The sequence below is a fragment of the Streptomyces sp. NBC_01077 genome (genome assembly GCF_045162855.1).
GTDB lineage: Bacteria > Actinomycetota > Actinomycetes > Streptomycetales > Streptomycetaceae > Streptomyces.
The window spans coordinates 9,873,524-9,893,642 of sequence record NZ_CP108669.1; the positions used below are offsets into that span (position 1 = coordinate 9,873,524).

Annotated in this window: 18 protein-coding genes, 1 tRNA gene and 2 pseudogenes; 12 read left to right on the forward strand and 9 right to left on the reverse strand. The window is 66.5% G+C overall.

The features are described from left to right. Positions 1-302: 302 nt before the first annotated feature. From OG462_RS44265 to OG462_RS44275, 3 genes are all read left to right on the forward strand, one after another. Entirely contained in the window at positions 303-1,145 is an 843-nt protein-coding gene (locus OG462_RS44265) for a GNAT family N-acetyltransferase (RefSeq protein ID WP_406053593.1), read from the forward strand. A gap of 71 nt (positions 1,146-1,216) precedes the next feature. Next, complete coding sequence (locus OG462_RS44270; RefSeq protein ID WP_406053591.1) at positions 1,217-1,396, forward strand: hypothetical protein; 180 nt, start codon at positions 1,217-1,219, stop codon at positions 1,394-1,396. A 357-nt stretch (positions 1,397-1,753) separates the two neighbouring features. Beyond that, positions 1,754-2,955 (forward strand): IS3 family transposase gene (locus OG462_RS44275; protein WP_406053589.1). Its coding sequence is split into 2 segments (ribosomal slippage): positions 1,754-2,039 and positions 2,039-2,955, totalling 1,203 coding nucleotides; the frame shifts between segments, so codons are not numbered across the junction. A 1,007-nt stretch (positions 2,956-3,962) separates the two neighbouring features. On the opposite strand, the gene OG462_RS44280 is transcribed toward OG462_RS44275, so the two are convergent. The 3 genes from OG462_RS44280 to OG462_RS44290 form a co-directional block, all read right to left on the reverse strand. Next, positions 3,963-4,484 (reverse strand): hypothetical protein, encoded by a 522-nt coding sequence (locus OG462_RS44280; protein WP_406053588.1) that lies wholly within the window; start codon positions 4,482-4,484, stop codon positions 3,963-3,965. Positions 4,485-5,025: 541 nt separating this feature from the next. Further along, a protein-coding gene (locus OG462_RS44285) for an IS5 family transposase (protein ID WP_406066283.1) occupies positions 5,026-5,933 on the reverse strand; the annotation gives its coding sequence in 2 pieces (ribosomal slippage) (positions 5,026-5,588 and positions 5,588-5,933; 909 coding nt in all). Positions 5,934-6,094: 161 nt separating this feature from the next. After that, positions 6,095-6,463, reverse strand: coding sequence for a hypothetical protein (locus tag OG462_RS44290; protein ID WP_406053586.1), 369 nt, complete (start codon positions 6,461-6,463; stop codon positions 6,095-6,097). A gap of 320 nt (positions 6,464-6,783) precedes the next feature. Between OG462_RS44290 and OG462_RS44295 the strand changes: the two genes are divergently transcribed. The 4 genes from OG462_RS44295 (at position 6,784) to OG462_RS44310 (ending at position 11,370) form a co-directional block, all read left to right on the forward strand. Then, positions 6,784-7,377, forward strand: a complete 594-nt coding sequence (locus OG462_RS44295) for an esterase/lipase family protein (RefSeq protein WP_406066913.1) — start codon at positions 6,784-6,786, stop codon at positions 7,375-7,377. Between the two features lie 319 nt (positions 7,378-7,696). Continuing rightward, a complete protein-coding gene (locus OG462_RS44300; protein WP_406066914.1) occupies positions 7,697-8,752 on the forward strand; it encodes an IS630 family transposase in 1,056 nt (351 codons plus the stop codon). A 504-nt stretch (positions 8,753-9,256) separates the two neighbouring features. Further along, positions 9,257-9,484: a hypothetical protein gene (locus OG462_RS44305; RefSeq protein ID WP_406053582.1), complete on the forward strand. Its 228-nt coding sequence runs from the start codon at positions 9,257-9,259 to the stop codon at positions 9,482-9,484. Positions 9,485-10,152: 668 nt separating this feature from the next. Further along, positions 10,153-11,370 (forward strand): IS110 family transposase, encoded by a 1,218-nt coding sequence (locus OG462_RS44310; RefSeq protein ID WP_406053581.1) that lies wholly within the window; start codon positions 10,153-10,155, stop codon positions 11,368-11,370. 380 nt (positions 11,371-11,750) lie between these two features. On the opposite strand, the pseudogene OG462_RS44315 reads toward OG462_RS44310, so the two are convergent. Further along, positions 11,751-12,491: pseudogene (locus OG462_RS44315) on the reverse strand (IS701 family transposase); the annotation flags it as partial. Between the two features lie 602 nt (positions 12,492-13,093). Beyond that, positions 13,094-13,276 carry a hypothetical protein gene (locus OG462_RS44320; protein ID WP_406053579.1) on the reverse strand — a complete coding sequence of 61 codons (183 nt, stop codon included), beginning with the start codon at positions 13,274-13,276 and terminating at the stop codon, positions 13,094-13,096. Positions 13,277-13,292: 16 nt separating this feature from the next. On the opposite strand from OG462_RS44320, the gene OG462_RS44325 reads away from it, so the two are divergent. Further along, positions 13,293-14,396 (forward strand): DUF3103 family protein, encoded by a 1,104-nt coding sequence (locus tag OG462_RS44325; RefSeq protein WP_406053577.1) that lies wholly within the window; start codon positions 13,293-13,295, stop codon positions 14,394-14,396. Between the two features lie 1,129 nt (positions 14,397-15,525). Here OG462_RS44325 and OG462_RS44330 read toward each other — a convergent pair. Further along, positions 15,526-15,855: a hypothetical protein gene (locus OG462_RS44330; RefSeq protein WP_406053575.1), complete on the reverse strand. Its 330-nt coding sequence runs from the start codon at positions 15,853-15,855 to the stop codon at positions 15,526-15,528. 361 nt (positions 15,856-16,216) lie between these two features. Between OG462_RS44330 and OG462_RS44335 the strand changes: the two genes are divergently transcribed. Next, positions 16,217-16,450: a hypothetical protein gene (locus OG462_RS44335; RefSeq protein ID WP_406066279.1), complete on the forward strand. Its 234-nt coding sequence runs from the start codon at positions 16,217-16,219 to the stop codon at positions 16,448-16,450. A gap of 306 nt (positions 16,451-16,756) precedes the next feature. Continuing rightward, positions 16,757-16,984, forward strand: a complete 228-nt coding sequence (locus OG462_RS44340; RefSeq protein WP_406066915.1) for a hypothetical protein — start codon at positions 16,757-16,759, stop codon at positions 16,982-16,984. Between the two features lie 12 nt (positions 16,985-16,996). Here OG462_RS44340 and OG462_RS44345 read toward each other — a convergent pair whose 3' ends face one another. The 3 genes from OG462_RS44345 to OG462_RS44355 form a co-directional block, all read right to left on the reverse strand. Then, complete coding sequence (locus OG462_RS44345) at positions 16,997-17,449, reverse strand: STAS domain-containing protein (RefSeq protein ID WP_406053571.1); 453 nt, start codon at positions 17,447-17,449, stop codon at positions 16,997-16,999. A gap of 64 nt (positions 17,450-17,513) precedes the next feature. Continuing rightward, positions 17,514-17,747 carry a hypothetical protein gene (locus OG462_RS44350; protein ID WP_406053569.1) on the reverse strand — a complete coding sequence of 78 codons (234 nt, stop codon included), beginning with the start codon at positions 17,745-17,747 and terminating at the stop codon, positions 17,514-17,516. Between the two features lie 593 nt (positions 17,748-18,340). Next, complete coding sequence (locus OG462_RS44355; RefSeq protein ID WP_406053568.1) at positions 18,341-18,931, reverse strand: hypothetical protein; 591 nt, start codon at positions 18,929-18,931, stop codon at positions 18,341-18,343. A 170-nt stretch (positions 18,932-19,101) separates the two neighbouring features. Between OG462_RS44355 and OG462_RS44360 the strand changes: the two genes are divergently transcribed. Together OG462_RS44360 and OG462_RS44365 are read left to right on the forward strand one after the other, a co-directional pair. Then, positions 19,102-19,175 (forward strand) — tRNA-Ile (locus tag OG462_RS44360). A 315-nt stretch (positions 19,176-19,490) separates the two neighbouring features. Further along, positions 19,491-19,743: pseudogene (locus OG462_RS44365) on the forward strand (IS5/IS1182 family transposase); the annotation flags it as partial. Positions 19,744-20,119 lie beyond the last annotated feature (376 nt).

Sequence of the window (20,119 nt, forward strand, 5' to 3'; positions counted from 1 at the left end):
CCGCCTGCCAGCCTGAAGCCAGCTCTTCTCGCGAAAGCTCGACGCAGTGGTCAGGCGCCCACCCCTCCGGATATCTCACCCTCGGCACACTGCAGGGATCATGACGGGTCACCACCCGACGCGACCCGAAACCTAGTAGCAGGCCAGGCATTCGGCATTAGGGGCAGTTGACCTGGCCCGGACACTGCGGTTTGACATGGTTCATGCGTGTCGTGGGGCTTCTTACAAGAAGAGGGAGGGAAGCTTGGCCGTCGGTATGGCAAGGGAAGGGGCTGGTACGGGTGGCCACGGAGGCGAAAGAGATGAGTACCGCGGTGCTGCGGCCGTTCAGGGGCGAGGACAGGACGGCGGTGCTAGAACTCGTCTCGGCGGATCTGCTACCCGGTTTGCCCGGTCTGACCTTCGCCGAGCTCGACCAGGCAGTGCAAGGTACCGGCCCCAGCGGCCCCGCTGTTCGGGCCGGGCTGGAGGGAGTGTGTACCGAGGTGCTTGCCTGTCCGGATGGTCGGGTCGTGGGCGCGGTTTCCTGGGCGGTCCGATCATCTGACGGGACGGTGATGTTGTTGTGGCTGCACTGCCTGGAAGATGAGCAGATCCTGGCTCGGGCGCTGATCGGGCGTGCGGTGGCACGGTTGGGACGGAGGGCGGTGCACGCGTTTGCGGAGCCCACCGCACTGGCACCCGCGGGCCTTGCGGTGAACAACCGTGCCGGAACCCGCCGGGCCTTGGAAGACTGTGGATTCTCCGGTACGGACCGGTGGCGCTACTTGCACCGTCGGCTGGACGATCGCGGTGGCCACTTGCCTGCGCTCGCGGATGTGGTCGAGTGCCCAGGGCTTCCGGGCTGGCGGCTCGATCTGCGGGAGTGGGACGGCGCACGGATTGGAGAGGCTCTCGTCCGTGCACCAGTCGAAGGCGTCACGGCTCTGGAATGGGCGCGGCTGACACCGGGGCGGCGCAGCATGGGCAACAGCCTTCTGGAGCAATGCCTTGCTCACCTTGCCGACCGCAAAGTACGCGAGGTTTCCACCGTCCTGCCAGCTCCCTCGGACGACCAGCCGAGCCTGGACGCCGCCCTTGCGCTCCACACAGCTGCCGGTTTCACCGAGATCGACCAGCTCTACACGTTCATCCGCCGCCCCTGACCAGAAGCGGTCAGGCCAGGTTCAAGGAGAAGATGTGTCGATCGATCGAACGGGCAGCCGGGGAGGGGCTGATGGCCCGTTTGATGGCCCCGGATGACGAGCTGGCGATGGTGGATCTGATCGACCGGAGCATCCTGGTGCCTGGGAGAGAGTTTCAGGGCGGGCTGGGGGCTTCGCCGTGTGCGACGAGCACGGCGGCGTGGCGGGTGCGGTGCAGTGCGGTGTCCGGTCTGCAGACGGGGGAGGCCTGATCGTGCGGCTGCACGCCGCGAGGATTCAGGGCGAGCGCGCGCTGATTGCGCTGGCTCAGACCCGTCTCGGCGATCGGATGCCATATGCGTGCGCCGGGCCGGCCACTACTACCGGACTTCCGGTTCTGCCCGTCTCACGGCGTCCCGTGACACCCGCGGGCCCTGACCGCCGCCATCTTCACCCCGGCTTCGGCGCAGCGGTACTTCCCTCGTGATCTCACCGCCACTCCGCCGCTGCCGTCAACGGTGGTCCGGCAGAGTGGCAGGGCCACAGGGCATCGTAGGCACCCGGGGCCTTGACCCCTGATCTTGGACACACGAGAGACTGGATCCTGTGGATCTGAGGACGGACATCTCGTGGTCATGAAGAACTATCCGCCGGAGTTCAAGGCGGACGCTGTCGCGCTGTACCAGTCGCGGCCCGGAGCGACGATCAGGCAGATCGCCGCTGATCTGGGGATCAACCCCGAGACGCTGCGCAACTGGATCCGGGCGGGCGGCGCGAGCCGTCCCCGCGGTCACCGGGCGGAGGAACCGGCCCGGCCACCGGTGCCCCTGGAGGCGGAGAACGCCGCTTTGCGCAAGAAGGTCCGTGAGCTGGAGGAGGAACGCGAGATCCTGCGGAAGGCGGCGAAGTATTTCGCCGGGGAGACGCGCTGGTGAACCGCTTCCAGTTCGTCGCCGACCATCAGCGCCGCTTCGGCGTGAAGCGGCTGTGCACCATCCTCTGTATCGCCCGCTCCAGCTTCTACCACTGGCGCGCGACAGCCCCCGACCGGGCCGCCCGCCAGGCGGCCGACGCCCGCCTCGCAGCCCGGATACGGGCCGTGCACCTCGAATCGGATGGCACCTACGGCGTTCCCAGGATCACCGCCGAGCTCCGCGCGGACGGCGAACATGTCAACCACAAGCGGATCGCCCGCGTGATGCGAAGCATCAATCTGCAAGGAGTGCGGCTGCGTCGCAGACACCGCACCACGATCCCGGACGAGGCGGCCGCGAAGACCCCCGACATGATCAAACGGGACTTCACGGCCGACACGGTGAACAGTAAGTACGTCGGTGACATCACGTATCTCCCTTTGGAAGGCGGGAAGTTCTTGTATCTGGCCACCGTCATCGACCTCGCCTCACGGCGTCTGGCCGGCTGGGCACTCGCGGAGCACATGCGAACCGAGCTCGTCACCGACGCCCTGGCCGCCGCCCAGCGAACCCGCGGCAGCCTCGCCGGTGCGATCATGCACACCGACCACGGCGCGCAATACGTGAGTCGGGCATTCGCCGAAGCCTGCAGGTCAGCAGGGGTGATCCAGAGCATGGGCACGATCGGGTCCAGCGCGGACAACGCACTCGCCGAGTCCTTCAACGCAGCCTTCAAACGGGAAACACTCCAAGGCAGAAAGTCCTGGCCCAGCGAGCGCGAAGCCCGCCTCGACGCATTCCGGTGGCTCCACCGCTACAACACCCGGCGCCGTCACTCCCGCCTTGGACACCGCAGCCCCATCGCCTACGAAACAGCAGCCACAACACCATCAACTACGCTGGCCCAAGCCGCATAACCCGTGTCCAGTATTCGGGGTCAAGGCCCCCGGGAGCCCGCCACGCTGCGTACTGCGGGCCTACACGGGAGCGGCACTGCATGCTTTGTAGGTTCCGTACCCAACGCGGGAGGTATCGGGCGCGCCGGGTACGGAGCATAGGGCGGCGGTGGTGCCGCCGGTTTCAGGCCCCGGGATATCCGGCGGCCATGCGGCTGCTCGGGGCATGGGCTGAACCACCAGGTGGTGGTGATGTCGAGTGCGGTGGGAGCATCGGTGATGCTGGCGCCGGTGCGGGCGGGGTCGGCGCCGGGGATCGGGTGGCAGGTGGTGCGCAGCAGTGTGTAGAGCTGGATGGTTCGGGCGGAGGTGCGCACGTGGTCGTGGTGCCGGTGGCTCGGATGTGGCCGCCGCCGGGTGCGGTGGTGATCACGGCGACGCCTGGCGCGGCGAGGTCGACGCCGGCGGCGGTGGAAGGGCCGGGTAGGGGCTGGGCCAGGGCTGCTGCTGCATGGTGGCCGCCTGCCGGGTGGGTTCCGGTGCGTGCGAGAGGCGCAGCGGCCAGTAGGCACTGCCGGGCGGATGTCCAGGGCAGCCTTCACCGTGGCGGGGGTGTCCGAGGCGAGGGCGAGGCCGGCCTTGCCCTCGGAGCCGGTCACGGCATGGGCGGTGGCGCCGGTCCCGATAGCCCACACATGCGCGCCTGCCACGATGACTCCGGCTGCGGCTGGCCTCCTGGCTCACGTAACTCGCCGGGCTGCGTTCCCGCTGACCCCTGCGTGCCCTCAGGCCTTGCCGCTCTGATACCAGACCCCGGCTTGATGCCGCCGCCCTGCTCAATCATCACCCAACAGTCACTTTCGAAATGTCCGTCACACGCCGCACACCACTGGAATGCCGCCGGTGGTGTGCGGGCATGCCACCGCGCACATCGGACCCCGGGCCGCCACAGGGCCATGTCAGCCTTGTGGCGGTCTCGGTGGCCGGGTGGGCTGCTCAAATGGAAAAGCGGCCGACCTGGCCATGTCTCACATGCCCATGCCAGGCGTCTGTCCGTACTGCGGCTGAAGCCCGAAGAGGCTCTGACCCTGCAGCTGGCCGAGCTGGGCCTGCGGCTGCATGCCGGGGAACTGGCCGGACTGCCCCTGTCCCGGGAACCGTCCCATCTGGCCCTGCTGGCTCTGGTTGGTGAGCTGGGTCAACGCAGTGTGGACGATGGGGGCGATCCGGCGGGCGCATTCGGTCAGCACCTGGCTGAAGGCGTGAGGCGGGATGTGTCCCTGCGCCTGGATGCCCATCAGGATTTGCGGGTCCGTCCGCAGCTGCTCCACCACTGCAGACAGTGCGGTCGCCGAACAGCGCAGGGACAGTTCCGTCACCATCAGCGGCAGCTGCTGCATGCCCTGCATGCTGAACTGCCCGTGGCCCTGCTGGGCCCAGGGCTGCTGGCCGGGGGCCTGGAGGCTCCACGGCTGCTGAGGGGAGATCGGCTGGTCGTAGGGCTGCTGGGTCTGGGGCTGGCTGATCTGCTGGGGGGTGTAGACAGACATACGGGACTCCTCCTTGAGTCTCCGGGGGAACTGCAGGGGTGAACGACGCGACCGGACGACGGTCTGCCGACGTGGAGCAGCAAACCACCAACTGACCAAGAACACATTCCGGGACATACCACCAAGCGGTGGAGTGCCCACTGACAGCCTGCTACGGCACACGCAGCTGTCCGTATTGCAGGTGTCGCCTGTCCCTGGGAGGCGCGGGGGTGAGGTGGCAGGGCGCATGGCGGGGTAGGGCCGGAGATATGAGTGGCATGCGCCTTACGCCATCAGGCGGGTCGCCTGCATCACGGCCGTGATCGGCGTGCCGACGGAGAAGCGGTGGCCAGGCAGTGCCAGCGCCCCTACCGACTTCCACAAGGCCGAAGTGTGTGGATGATGCATTGATCTCCCTCGGGCTGGCATCTGTACCTGTCGATGAGTCAGCTCCGGAGGTCCGAGCGCCTCTGGTGTCAACGGCGCTTGGGTGCAGCGAGGCTCAGATCTCTTGTTCACCCGCAACGGGTCGTAGACCGGCCAGCTCCGATGCTGGAGCTGCCTAGGCTCTGTCTGACAAACGATCTTGGGTGGGTTCGCGGAGCCAGAGGATGAGCGAGGCGAGGTGGACTCCGGCCTTGTAGCGGGCGGCCAGTTTGTCGAAGCGGGTGGCGATCGCACGGAACTGTTTGAGGCGGTTGAAGCAGCGTTCGACCACGTTGCGTGCCTTGTAGAGCTCGCGGTCGAAGACCGGCGGCCTGCCGCCGGTCTGCCCGCGCCGCACACGGTTGGCCTTCTGATCCGACCGCTCAGGGATCACCGCTCGGATGCCCCTGCGCCGCAGGGTCTGACGGATCGCCCGGGAGGAGTACGCCTTGTCCGCGATGACCACGTCGGGCCTGCGGCGGGGCCGCCCGGCACCGGTCCGGGGCACCCTCAACTCGTCCATGACCGTGTCGAAGACGGTGGAGTCGTTGACGTTACCCGGCGTGACGACAACGGCCAGGGGCAGGCCCCTGCCGTCGCAGGCGAGATGGACCTTGGTGGTCAGCCCGCCGCGGGACCGACCGAGCGCCTGGCCAGCCGACGGACGTGCCGGATCTTCCAGTTCGTCCCCCGCCGCCGCCCCTTTTTGCGGGCGCCGGCGGCGTGCTGGTGAGCTCGGTTGATCGTGGAGTCGACCGACACGGTCCACTCCACGGCTCCGACGGAGTCGTCCCGGACCTGGGCCTGTTCGAGCAGACGGGCCCAGGTTCCGTCCGCCTCCCAGCGAGCGAACCGCTCATAGGCCGTCTGCCACGGCCCATAGCGTTCCGGCAGGTCACGCCACGGCGCACCGGTCCGCAACCGCCACAACACCCCGTTGATCACCTGCCGATGATCTCGCCACGGCCGACCTCGCCCATCAACACCCGGCAGCAGAGGCGCTATCCGCTCCCATGCCGCATCCGTCAGCTCACCACGACCCACCACAAGATCAATTATCAGACAGGTCCTAGGGATCGTTCACGACTAGGCAGAAGAGCTCCGAGGCAACGCTCTTGGAGTCCTCGGCGCGTTACTCAGGCCGCCTGAGCGGCGCCCCCTTCCCCTCTTCTGTCCCCGTGGCTCGGACAGGTACGTCCCGTAGCTCAGGCGCTTCGGTCGCCGGCGAGGCGGAGACTCCTGGGGCCGCTTGCACAGTCGGGCCCTGCAGCCGAGGACTCGGTGAGCGGCTCGATGGAAAGGAGGACATGATCGACAAGCATGATCATGTTCTCGTCCAGATCGGCCAACCACCTCTGAAGTAGGGCGCATTCACCGGCCTCGATCGACGCAACGCGGCCCGAGTGAAATGAGAGAGGAACGCACGGCGGGCACGCCTGGTCGGCACGCCGCCCCGAAGCCTCGGCGGACTCGACGCTGTTCTCCGAGCCGACGAACGGGTTGAAGGTAGCCAACAGCGGCGGATTTGCACAGTCCCTCGGCCAATATGAGTCTGGGCCGTCCTTCTTGACCACGGGGCCGACGGTGGTACCGAAGGAACCTCACCCGTCGTGCGCATGATGTTTATGTCTCCCGGCAATCGATTGAGGACGTACTACTCATGGACACGTCATCCCCTTGGCGGGGCACCATAAGTAGACGCGAGCGGAGGTCTGTTGCTCACTCCAGTAATAGCCGCCTCCCGGCTGCCTCGGGCTCTTCGGCTCGCCCGCGCACACAACTCACCTGTGGAGCCACCATGCCAGAATGGCCAAGACGCTTGTCTTCGCTCGTAGCCATGACGTGTTTCGCGTCCGCTTCGCTCCTGTTCTGCGCGCCGGCGCAGGCCGCGAGCATGCCTGACCCGGTTCTCTTCGTACACGGATGGTCCGGGGCCTCATGGAACTGGTCGCTCATGATCAGTGACTTCAGGGCTGCCGGCTACCCGGGGGGCCGGCTGGAGGCCATCTCGTACAACACGGAGCAGTCCAACGCGGAGACCGCCGAAGAAGTCCGTGATGCCGTGAACCGACTGCGAGCTCGTACGGGATCGGACAAGGTCGACATCATCAGCCATTCCATGGGAGGACTCAGCACCCGTTACTACCTCAAGAAGCTCGGCGGTGTTGAGGCTGTAGACGACTGGGTGTCGATCGGCGGGCCGAACCACGGAACGTACACAGCGTCACTGTGCGCACCGTTCCTCCCATCGTGCCGCGAGATGGCGGTCGGCAGCGCGTTCCTGAGCGACCTCAATGGAGGGGACGAGACCCCAGGGGATGTGCACTACTCGACCTTGCGATCCTGGTGCGATGAGATCATCAACCCCGACACCAGCACAAAACTGTATGGAGCAACCAACATCAACGTCGGTTGTGTCGGACATGCAGCCCTGCTGGTGGACTATGACGTCTCTTTGGCGGCCCAGAATCTTGTCAAGGCGCAGTGATTTAGCGGTGGTTCGCATCTGCGCTTTTTCTCGCTGGTAGTGCCAGTGCCGAGGGCTCGGTGGCAGCGAGGCCAGTCAGTGGAGCCTACGTTGGGTTGAACGGGCCAGTTGTAAGGTCCAGAGCTCCAGAGACGCCGGGTGGTATGGCTTTCAGCGGGTTGCATTCGATGGTTCCCGTTACCTGGCCACCCGGTGTCTCATGTCGACTCGGCCGCCGATTACTGACTTCAGCTCGTCGGGGTGAATCTGTGTGAAGTCCCTGACGGGTGAAGGCGGGTGGCTGTATCCGTGAGGTGTGAGATATGCAGATGGGGGCGGGCTGACGCCGACGGGGCGCCGGCGTCGGGAGACGGTTCGGATGCAGGCGGCTGAACTGTTCGAGCAGCAGATCAAGCCGTCGGAAGTCGCACGGCGGCTGCGGGTGAGTGTGAAGTCGGCTTATCAGTGGCACCAGTTGTGGCGGGATGGCGGTGTTCAGGCGCTGGCCTCCCGTGGTCCGAGCGGGTCGCGGTGCCGGCTGTCCCCGCGGTCTTTGGAGAAGCTGGCCGCGTATCTGGAGCAGGGGCCGGCCGCGCATGGCTGGGTGGAGGACCAGGTGTGGACCGCCTCGCGGGTGGCCACGCTGATCGGCAGGAAGTTCCATGTCTCCTACAGCGTCTCGGGTGCGACCCGGCTGATGCACCGGCTGGGCTTCAGCCCGCAGGTGCCCGCCCGGCGGGTCGCGGAGCGCGATGAGCAGGCTGTCGCCGTATGGAAGGAGGCGACCTGGGCGGAGGTAAAAGGGCGAGGGCGGCCTGCGGGGGCTACGTCTGCTTCGAGGACGAAGCCGGGTTCACCCGCAGGCCGCCGCGGGGACGGACCTGGGGCACGGCGCGGAGTGACCCCGGTTGTCACCATCAGCGGCCGCCGTTCGGGCCGGCTGTCAGTGGCCGGGCTGATTGCAATGCGGCCGGGTTCCCGGACCCGGCTGTGTCACCGCCTGCGGAGTCATCCCGCGGGGAAAAGTGCCCGTCGCAGTATGGGCGAGCGGGACTTCATCGCGCTGATCGACGGTGTCCACCAGCTGGTCGGGGCACCAATCGTGCTGGTCTGGGACCGGTTGAACACCCACGTGTCCCGCAGGATGCAGGCCCTCGTGGCCGAGCGGGCATGGCTGACGGTGTTCCTGCTGCCCGCCTACTCGCCCGACCTCAACCCCGTCGAGTGGGTATGGGCCCACGTCAAACGCAGCCTCGCCAACCTCGCCGTCATGGCCCTCGACCAGCTCGAAGCCCTTGTCCGTAACAGGCTCAAACGCCTTCAATACCGGTCCCACACCCTCGACGGCTTCATAGCGGGGACCGGCTTGACCCTCGTCGAGCAACTATCACCCTGACGAGCTGACGTCAGTAAGAGCTGCGGGCCCCTGTAGGGGCATCGCTGAGTAGAACCACGCTGGCGAGGTCGTCCGGGAAGGGCAGCGCACACCGAGCGACCGGAGGAACTGGCGGCTCAGATCCGGGCGGGTACGGACATCGGAAAGACCCGCGAGAGTGTCCGGCGAGCGCTCCTTCGCCCAGCTGCAACCTGGCTGATCCTGCCGGGCTCCTGAACCGATAGCGGGGCGTCTGTAGATTGCGTATCGTGCGAGGCGGCGTCCCGCGAGGATGATCATGAGCCACTTGGCCATCGCCTCGTGGCGTTCTGGGAGCGTCCATAGTCGTGGACGCACGCTATCCGGACCTGCCTGGCCGATCGTCCGTCGTCGGTTCGCCCGCTGGTGCAAGGAGCGGGTCTGGGCCCGCCGCGATTCATGGGGCGACTCCTTTCTGTGGAGGAAGAGAGGGGCCGAGGCTGGCGCGCAGGTGCGTGGAAGCAGGAATCGCGTGATGGTGGGGGTATGGCAGCGTTGATCGTTGTAAGTGAGCCGGGCGAGACAGGTGGCCGCCAGGTTACCGTGATGCGTCGTGGTCACGAGGAGTCTCTGGGGACGGCGTTCTCTGATCACGATGTCATCGCCTTCCTCCAGGGCGCGGGCTTGAGTGATCCGGAAGAGGTGCTGGACGACCCGCGCTGGCTCCAGTGGCGTGGGGGACGGGCATGGAATCCGCTTTCGAACGGCGGCTGACAAGTCAGAGCCCCACGAGAGGGCGCGTCTCTATGGCACGGGGCTTTGCGGTATGCGCCTGGTGAGCAGTGAGTGGGTCTTGGGTAGCCGGGTAGTCTCTCTTCACGCGATGACAGGAAGAGCCCTCCCCGGCCCGCCAGCGCCCCCCTGCACAACCTTTCGACTCCTAACGAAATGATCTTTCGGCTGGTCGGATGGTGCCCTGAGATCTTTTGATCTGGGTGTGAGGGTGGCTCGGCGGAAGCCGCGGGAAGTGGATGACGAGCTCTGGCCGATGATGGGACCGCTCCTGCCGAGGGCGGAGCGTCGGGCTCGGTTTCCGGGTCGGATGCGGCATCCGGTCCGGCTGGTGTTCCAGGGCATCCCCTGTTCGTCCTACATACGAGGACCATGCGGGAACGCCCCCCCCGTTATGTTCTTCGCGGTCCTGCAAGAGGGCCGCTGGCCTCCGGGTCCGGCATGACTGTGTCCCCCTGTCGAAGGCATGACCTGTGGGGTGGTGTCACCGGGTCCGGGGGTGTTCGTCGGAGACGCTGATCAGAGGTCCGGCCACCGCCCAGTCCGGCGCAATGCCGGACGGTTCGCGGGCGGCAGGTCTGCATAACGTGGATGCGCGAGCACGACACCCGAGCCGAGGCCGGTACCGCCAACACCCTTGAAAGGGAGCGATGTTCGAGATCGAAGACGTGGGCGTGTTCCTCGGCCTGGACGTCGGCAAGTCCGCTCACCACGGCCACGGACTGACCCCGGCCGGGAAGAAGGTCTTCGACAAGCCGCTGCCCAACAGCGAGCCGAAGCTGCGGGCCGTCTTCGAGAAGCTGACCGCAAAGTTCGGCACCGTCCTGGTCATCGTGGACCAGCCCGCCTCCATCGGCGCCCTGCCGCTGACCGTCGCCCGCGACGCCGGCTGCCGCGTCGCCTACCTGCCCGGCCTGGCCATGCGCCGGATCGCCGACCTCTACCCCGGCGAGGCCAAGACCGACGCGAAGGACGCGGCCGTGATCGCGGACGCCGCGCGGACGATGCCGCACACCCTGCGTTCGCTGGAACTCACCGACGAGATCACCGCCGAGCTGACCGTGCTGACCGGCTTCGGCCAGGACCTCGCCGCCGAGGCCACCCGCACCTCCAACCGGATACGCGGCCTGCTCACCCAGTTCCACCCCAGCCTGGAACGCGTCCTCGGGCCGCGCCTGGACCACCAGGCCGTGACCTGGCTGCTGGAGCGCTACGGCTCCCCGGCCGCCCTGCGCAAAGCCGGACGCCGCAGACTCGTCGAGCTGATCCGCCCCAAGGCCCCGCGCATGGCCGCACGGCTGGTCGACGAGGTCTTCGACGCTCTGGACGAGCAGACCGTGGTGGTGCCCGGGACCGGCACTCTGGACATCGTGATCCCTTCCCTGGCCAGCCAGCTCGCCGCCGTCCACACCCAGCGCCGGGCGATGGAAGCCCAGATCAACAGCCTGCTGGAGGCCCACCCTCTTTCCAAGGTCCTGACGTCGATGCCCGGCGTCGGCGTCAGGACCGCCGCCGTCCTGCTGGTCACCGTCGGCGACGGCACCAGCTTCCCGAGCGCCGCCCACCTGGCCTCCTACGCCGGACTCGCACCCACGACGAAGTCGTCGGGGACCTCGATCCACGGCGAACACGCGCCCCGAGGCGGAAACTGGCAGCTCAAACGCGCCATGTTCCTCTCCGCCTTCGCCTGCATGAACGCCGATCCCGCCTCCCGCACCTACTACGACAAGCAACGCGCCCGCGGCAAAACCCACACCCAAGCCCTCCTCCGCCTCGCCCGCCACCGCATCAGCGTCCTGTTCGCCATGCTCCGCGACGGCACCTTCTACGAATCCCGCCCGCCCGCGGACGTCGAACTCGCAGCATGACCCCAACAAGCCGAATCACCCCAAACCCGACAGGGATGCCTTGACGAAGGACATAGAGGCACCCCCCCCCGCAGGAATCGGTTTCCGGAAGGCATGACCCTGTCGGCGAAGCCTGTCGAGTGGACCTAGGCCGGCGCCGAGGCTGAGCGAGACCCTCTGGTCCGGCCTCACGGAGAGGACTGGACTTCTCGTGGGCGGGCGAAGCTGGGGCTGCTAGTACTGCAACGGTCTTTGTTGTGACGGTTGGGCAGTTTCTGGTGGTGTGTGGCCGCGTTGTTTGTAGTGGCTGATGCGGGCTTGGTGTTGGCGTCTGCGTCGCCAGTGGGACCAGCGCAGGACGTGGTCGATGGGTGCCGGTTGGCGGTGGGTGAGGCGGTGGATCAGGCGTCTGAGGTCGGGGAGGCTGAGGGGGACGAGGCCGGAGGATCCGTTTCTACTTTTCCGGTGTCGAGTTCGCGGGCTCGCAGGACGGTGAGGCAGGCGTGGGCTGCCATGGCCAGGGTCATGTGGCGGTGCCAGCCGGGATAGCGGCGGACCTGGTAGTCGTCCAGTCCGCATTCCTGCTTCGCGGTCTGGAAGCACTCCTCGACGGCCCATCGGCTGCCGGCGACGCGGATCAGCTGGTCGAGGGTGGTGCCGTCGGGGCAGTAGGCGATGTAGTACGAGATCTCCTCGGGCTGGCGGACACTGCGGCGGGCGATCACCCAGTGCCGCCGGTCTTCCCGGTGCCAGGGACGGACCTCGACTCTCGCCCAGTCGAAGACGCGCGGTCCGCGGGAGCCGTTCCCGCAGGAGCGGCGCTTCCACTTCTGCCGGGGCAGATCGTGGAAAAGGTCGTGGACGGGATGGTCGATGGCCCAGCGGGTGACGACGGTGTCGTGGCGGGTGGTGGCCATGACATGGAAGACATCGGCCTGCTCGAGCTCGGTCCGCCAGCTTTTCGAGTAGCCGTAGCCGGCGTCCGCGGTCACCCACCCGAAAGGGATCTTCTCCTCGATCGCACGGCGGACCATCGCCCTGGCCATCGCAACCTTCGTCTCGAAGGCGACCGCGTCGTCGATACCGGCCCGTCGGCACCGTTCACGATCGTCCGTCCAGGATGCCGGCAGGTAGATCCTCCGGCCTCGTCCCTCTCAGCCTTCCCGAGCTCAGACGCCTGATCCACCGCCTCACCCACCGCCAACCGGCACCCATCGACCACGTCCTGCACTGGTCCCACTGGCGACGCAGACGCCAACACCAAGCCCGCATCAGCCACTACAAACGACGCGGCCACACACCGCCCGAACCTGTCGAACCGTCACAACAAGGACCGTTGCAGTACTAGATGCCCACGGATACCCGGCTGCCGCCACGCCCAGATTCCTCACAGCGGTTGGCAAAAGCCTGCGTGGTACGGAGAAGGTGAGTGTCACGCACGACGAGCCACGACAAGCGCTGAGGGCGTGTATGTGGTGATGCCGCCAGCCAACGGGGCAGGTTTGGCCGGATGGCTGCGCGGCTGGAGGAGCTTGAGGTGATTGCTGCGTTCACCGTGCACCAGCGCCTGTCTCGGCGCCCCCACCGACTACGCGTCGACAGAACCTCTTTCGCGGCGCTTGTGCCAGTCCTCAAATGTCCACAACTCTGCTGCAGATTAAGCAACTTGAGTAGCGAGTGCTCTTCGAGGCGGGCGACGGCGCTGGTTCCATCGTATGACTGGATCTCCCTGCGAACTCGGTGCCTACGTAACTACCTTGCCCATCCGACTGTTCCGCAGCCGCAGCCGCAGCCGCAGCCGCAGCCGCAGCCGCAGCCGCAGCCGCAGCCGCAGCCGCAGCCGCAGCCGCAGCCGCAGCCGCAGCCGCAGCCGCAGCCGCAGCCGCAGCCGCAGCCGCAGCGGCGCAGAGCGGTCATCCAGGCTCACCGGAGGTATCAGCCCAATGAGACGTCACGCGCATTCGTCCAGAATCGCTTCGATTGCCGCATGCCTGCTGGTCCTATCAGCGGCCACCAATGTGGCCGCTGTGCCCACCGCCGATGCGGTTGAGGCACCTGCATCTGCCGTCGCCATGGCGGAGGATGAGGGGGCCCGCGCTATGGCTCATTCGCTCTCGGACTCCGCCTGGCGCGCTAAGGTTCAGAAGGCAGCGCTTGCCTTTGACGAGGTGCCCATCACCACTTTGGCATCCGAAACACGCAGCGCTGTGCTGCCAACTCTAGTCGAGGCCGACCGAAAAATTCTCGCTGCCAAGGGTCTTGATCCGCGCGTTGGCCAGTTGCTGCGGCTACGACTGGGAGACGACTCCATGCGGGCCGCACTGGCAGCTGGAGTCACCCCCTGGGTCGCAGCGGCAGCTTTTGATGATGATGCCCGCTTCGTGACCGCATACGACATCAGCGGCCAGATGCACACACTGGATGTCCGCGTTATACCCAGTCATCCCGTCTACGTCGTCGACATCGACAGTGCACAGGCTGTGGCTGCTGGTCTGGGAGTCATTCACGAGGAGCTACTTCGTCAGGGCTTGAACTCTTCGGCGTCCGCCGTCCCTACGGGCCTTTGGACCACCCGCATCACTGCGGTAAGAGTCTCCAATGACGAAGAGCCGTGGATCAAAGGCAAGGCCGAAATCTACACCCTGGTCACTGGTTTCGGGAAGGACGGCAGGGTGCGAGTCGACCTTGTCGGCATGCCCTACCTCGACGAAGGCAAGACCACTTACCACCCCAACCAGATCATGGTCAACTGGTCCAACTACAGGTATAACCTCGCTGACGCGGTGATGATGGAGGACGACGGCAACACCAACTACCGCGACCTCGCCAAGGCGGTCGCCACAGCCCTGCTCGCCATCGCCGACCAGGGCATGTACGTCCCCCTGGTGAATGCGGTCCTGGACGCTGTCCCCGACAGTTGGTGGACGGACGAGGACGACTACGTCGACTCTTGGTACGCCCTGGCCAAGAGCGCCAACGGCAAACGCTATGGAGCCCGTGGCAACGGCTGGATGACTGTTCAACCGTACTTCGTGGAACAGTTTTGACCCGTAACAGATCGCCCCTTTCTCATCCAGTTCGGTGACAGGAGATGCCAGCGGCACCTCGAGCTGGCAGCGCCCTCTTGAACAGCAGACCGGCGAGGTCCTTGGGCCGAGCTTGCCATGGTCGTGTCCGGCTCTGGGCGGCGATCGCCCGCGACGTCCGGACGGAGGAAGCAGCAGCTGAGGGAAGGGCAAGCCACGGCGGGAGGACCAGAGGTGGGCCATGTCGTGGAGTCTGCAGCCGATGGCAAACCGGCTGCCGGTGGGCTTCCCGGGTGATGAGTCCATGCGGATCCCGGTCGGCGACGATCGCCGTGGCGACGTCCTCACCGCTGCGGCATGACCGGACCGGGAACCGGCTGGCCGTCGGGGCCCGGATTGCCCCGGCAGCCCGTCCTGCACGTACTGGCACAAGTTTTGCAGCCAAGGGCTGCCGTCAAGCGGTTCGGGGAAGTTGATGCAGAGGGGCGGGGCACTGCATAGGACGGAAGTCGACCGAGACACCGTGGCTACGAGGAGCCCCGTTGGTGCAGTCAGGCATGTTCGCACAGACCGATGCCGGTGGAAAGGCTTTCGCGGTCGGGCACTTGGGGGAGTTGACGCAGACCAGGCAGGGGGAGCCACGGGCTGTCGTGTACTTCGTGCCAGCTCGTTAGAGCGTTCGCCAGGAGGCGGGTGAAGTGGTGCAGGCACGGTCCCCGATCATGCACGCTCGCTGAGCGCGACCGTGTCGGCAACGGCCAGAACGACTACTCCGGCAAGCACCGCGAGCACGGCGTGAACATCCAGGCCATCACCGGTGCTGCTGACAGGCTTGTCCGGTACTCGCCGGCCCGGACGGACCGTGGACGTCGCAGCTGCCCGCACTCACGGCATCATCACGCTCTGTGAGTGACCGAACATTCCAGTCCCGGCGGACAGGGCCCACCAGGGCGCCGCCGGGGGAACACTCACCACACCGATCCAGCGACACCGAAGCCGGCAGCTCGCTGCCGAAGAGGAAACTGTCAACGGGCGTACACCCGACCCATTCACCCGCGGAACGGGCCTACGCACGCCTCAAAGCCCGGCGAATCTCCCGCAAAGCCTGCGTCAGCCCCCAACAGACTCACGTCAATGATCAGGGATGCACTCACCTTCTGTGTTCGTGGGCCAGAGTGCTCTCCCATAGCGGCGAAGACTCGTCAGGCGGTCGCTGGCCTGCGGGGCAGGACGGCTGCGGGGGCGCGACGACGGTCAGTGGGATGCCGAGGCCTTCACTCAGGCGGCGAGCCCGGGCGAGCACGCTGAGGGATGCTGGTGACGGGTCGGCCGCGGACAGCCGGATCCACACGTGCAGGGCGCGGTGGGCGACGAGGAGCATTTCGATCTGCAAGGCGGCAGCCGCCCGGTTGGGCACGTCCAGGTGCCCCGGGATCGTCAGACGGAGAACTCCATAGCTGGCCGCGTGCTGGATGAGCATGCTTCCTCCTGCTGTCGGGCCGTCTCTGCCGCAATGACACTCTGTGTGAGCACAGCAGAGGCAGCATGCCCATTATCTTCTTGATCTACCGATTGTGCCGATCTATCGCCGGGGTGGTGATCCAGAACCTTTGGCGGGCTCGCTGGTGGCCACGCAGTCCTGGCTCGCGGGACGGCGGACAGCCTCCCCGGATCCTGGTCACCGGGCAAGCACCTGGACCTCTTTGTGGCCACGTATACCGAGGACATCGATATCACGTATCCAGACGACACTGTGAGGCGTGTGGATAGTCTGTTCGCCAGAAGTCTTTGCCGGGCGGAGCCGGGCGACAGGCTCGCCGAGGGTAAGTGGGTTGCCGACCATGGGCGGTCGAACCCTTCGCGCCCTGGTCGTGTATCGGGTGCGTGAGGGCTCATCGACCGGTAGCGCAAATGGTGGGTCTAGCCAGGCCGGACCGGACAACTGTGTCCGGGCCGAGGCCATCAGGACCGGCGTGAGCTGCGCGCCGCCCTCTATATGGGAGATCGGCGCCGCGGTAGGGCTCAACAGCACATCGTCCGTGGCGCACCCGCTCTTGGCATTGGAACGGAAGTAGGTCCTGTACTGCGATCCGCATCGGCCCCGTTTCTACCGTGTCCGGGCCCGCTGGACCGAGGACTTCCCCCAGATGCCGACGTCGGCCGCGCTGGCGATGGCCCCGTGGTCGGCCGGATCGCAGCCAGCGCCCCGATATTGCCACGGAATCGGCGGACGATGTTCTGACCTTGCCGCGGCAGCTGGGTCGGCGAAGGCTGGCTGGTCACGTTGGGGGTGGTCGGGGACAGCATGATCGGCGCAGCGATCTGTGACGCTGGCATTCGTCACCGTGAGGTATGCGGATTCAGTGGACCACAGCGACATCGTGGCCGCGACCCTGGACGGCGAGGCCACGGTGAAGCGCCTGCGCCGTGAAGGAGACCGGGCATGGGTGATGCCCCACCCCCGACCTGTGGGCCGATTCCCGGCGACGAGGCGATCATCCTCGGCAGAGGTGCCGCGTTGCTGCGCTCTCTGTAGACCGACGCCAGTCCGCCACTTTCCAGCTCGTCCACTGTCCGGGTGCCGAAAACTTCCGGCCCCCGGCCGTTAGCCTGCCGGTATGTCAGAGCATGTCATCCCGGGTCGTAGAGGCAGCCCGATAACTCTGAGCGCCGCGGATACTCTGCGGGCCGACTCGAACACCCGACAGCGCTGCGCCGACAGCCTCTGCCCCGTTCACCCGTTCACCCGTTTTCCTGCCGACGCCCGGTCGGGGTAGCTCTATGGGCAGGGTGTGGGGGACGTGGCGCAGCAGCCGTGCGAGCTGGGGCGGGATGTTGCGGATAGTTAGGGCGGCGCTGCGTGCGTGGGCAGTTTTCTGTGCGGTGATGAGGGAACTGAGGCCGGCGCAGTCACAGAAGTCGAGCCGGTCCAGGTCGATGATGACCTGCTCATGCCTGTGGACGGTGTCGAGGAGCGTCTGGCGGATACGCGGTGCGGTGGCGATGTCGAGTTCGCCGCTCACGTACGCGACGGCCTGGCGGCCGTCGCGGATCACAAGGACATGGGTGCTCATTCCAGGCCTCCCTGCGGGGGTGACTGGCTGCCCCGGTGTGTGGTGGTGGCCAGCGAGGGCTGTGTCAGCCGAAGAGGTCGCGGACGTGCAGGGTGAGGATCTTGCGTAGGCGCTGGGGGCCGTTCAGGCCGTCCGGTGCCGTGATGGTGACGGGGGGTTTCCACTGGGCGTGGTATGCGCTCCAGAAGTCGTCCCACGCGGCTGTTTCGGTGGGGCCGTGCCCGGTGACGTGGGTGCCGGGACAGGTGACGGTGTAGCCGTCGGGGGTCAGTTGAACGGACACACCGGTGTTCGGCATCGCCATCACCTCCATGCAGGTTGTGCGGCGTGATACTGCCCTTCAGTGTGCCGACCATCGCCGCCATATACCAGCCCAAACGGTGCTCACTATTCGGGCGGGTGGCTCGCAGCGATTGAGGCGGGGGATGTGAGCAATACAAGATTGAGGCGGCATCGCCGTCCGATACCGATGCGGGGTCCGTGCGCGGCAGCAGACGTTCCGGCCCGATGGTCTCTCCCAGGTCTGGCCGGCCAGTCGACCGGCCAGGCCGGTATCCCGTACTTCGACTGCGCCGTGATCCATGAGCCCTGCACCCGGACAGCGGTCGTCGACGGGGGCTACTGTTCCTCACCCGGCCGGTAGGCTCGCGCCCCCATTGGCGCGTCTACCTGGCGCTCTTCGCCCCTGCTGGGGAGGGTGCCTGGCTGGTCCTAGGTACAGGAGGCAGCCGAAAACCTGACTACTCAGATGCACCGCGCATCCTGGCGCCACGCCGTGGGGCTGCTCGCCCGCCCTTTCCGAACCTGACAGACGCCACGGGGCGAGGGTGCCCTTGCCGTGTACGGTGCTGCGGGATAGCGGCCCCCGACATGCCGGGGAGGCCGACGTGGTCAGGGTGACTCCGCCTGCGTTCCGCCCGGATTTTCTTCGGTTTCGGGCTTCTGGGGCGGGCGCGATTCGTCGCGGCTCGCGTTGTGGTGGTCGAGGGTCTGGGTCAGTGCGAGGACGTCTGCGTGATGCTCGAGCGCTCTGAGGAGCAGGACGGCCAGTTCTTCATCGGGCCATGCGTCTTCAGGGACGGGGCCGAGGAGGTAGCCGGTGACCCACAGCCGGGCCAGCATGCTGGCGGCCGAGCCACGCAGCGTGGTGAACAGGGCCGGATCGTCTCTGGTCAGAAAACCACCTGGGTCCAGTTCCAGTCCGTCGACAAAATGCCACGCTCTGGCGAACAGTTCATCCGCGTCGTGCTCGGTCCCGGCGAAGCGGCAGGCGATGTCGTCCAGCCACACCCCGGTCATCACCCCCACAGCGTGCAGCAGGTCCCGCACCCGCTCCCCGTCATCGTCCTCGCACGCCATCAGCTCAGCGTGCAGCTCTCGCAACCCGCGCAGCAGTGCCTCGATGTCGCGCAGCGTCTCCAGGCGCAGCACCTGTGCCCGGCGTGCCGCGCCCTCGCCACCGCCGCCTGTCGGAGCGGACATGCCTTCATCGTGACCCTGCACCCGGACTCCCCGCACGCGCAGGAGTGGGCACGCACGTCCTTGGGTGATTCGGCCATCGGTACGCAAGGATGTAACCCTGCAAGCGGTCGCTTTCCGGCGCGCGGCCCCGCAGGATACCGAGACCGGGTGCATGTTCTAATCGAACTGGTGGGGTGGTAGCTCAGCTGGTCAGAGCAGCGGACTCATAATCCGTCGGTCGTGGGTTCAAGTCCCACCCACCCCACTGCGAGTCGCAGGTGATGAAACGATCTCACCTGCTATTGGGTATTTTGCTATCCAACCCTAAGCTAAGCCTTTGGTCGGGAACCACTTGGGAACGAGGGCCCCGGCTGGAGTCCTCACGTTCGTCGGCGCGGCACGAGGGGCACTGCCTTCTCGGCCGCATCGCGCCCGACTCCACCCAGCAGTTGAGGCGTGTACATATTTCCCCTCCGCTTTGATGGCAAGCGGCTCACCGTGAAGCGGTGGCAGCAGCGGGCCACGAGCGAGAAGGGCGCGACCCGTACGGTCGCGGCGCTCGGGCCGTACGGCGTCGGCCCAGCACTGCGAAGGCGTGACCGTGCTCGAAGGTGCGTACATCAACACTGGCCTCGTCGTCCCGCACCGCAAACGCCAAGGACGAGCCCTCCTGCCCGGCGAAGAAGACAACGCCGTCCGAGCCCGCGTCGAGTATGCCTTCGCCCCACATTCAGCACTACAGGATCCTCCGCGACTGCCGACAGCGCGGCCACGGCCTCCACCACGCGGTCCAAGCTGTCGCCCACACGCACAACCTCGCCCTCGCAGCATGATCAGACCAGCTGCGATCCCGGCTCCGACCTGCCCAAACGCGACCTCTGCAACACGCTTTTACTGTAGCTGGACGTCTGCGGTCAGCCGGCTCCAGGGCTGTCCCGGCCCCAGCCGGGACAGACTTGCGCCTGACGCAATCGGGGGATACCTGCCGTGTCGACCTCAGATGATCATGGAATCCTGTCTTCTGGGTGAGTGATCGCTACTCCACCCTGCAATCACGACCCGGTCCACGACCCGGTCCACGACCCGGTCCGCAAGCGGAATACCGGTGACGTCGGTGATCAGGTGGTGCGTGCTGCCCTTGCAACCCCCTAATTAACGTTCTCAGGACCGTCCACCAGCCCGAAGATCATTTCGCTATGAGTTGTAAGG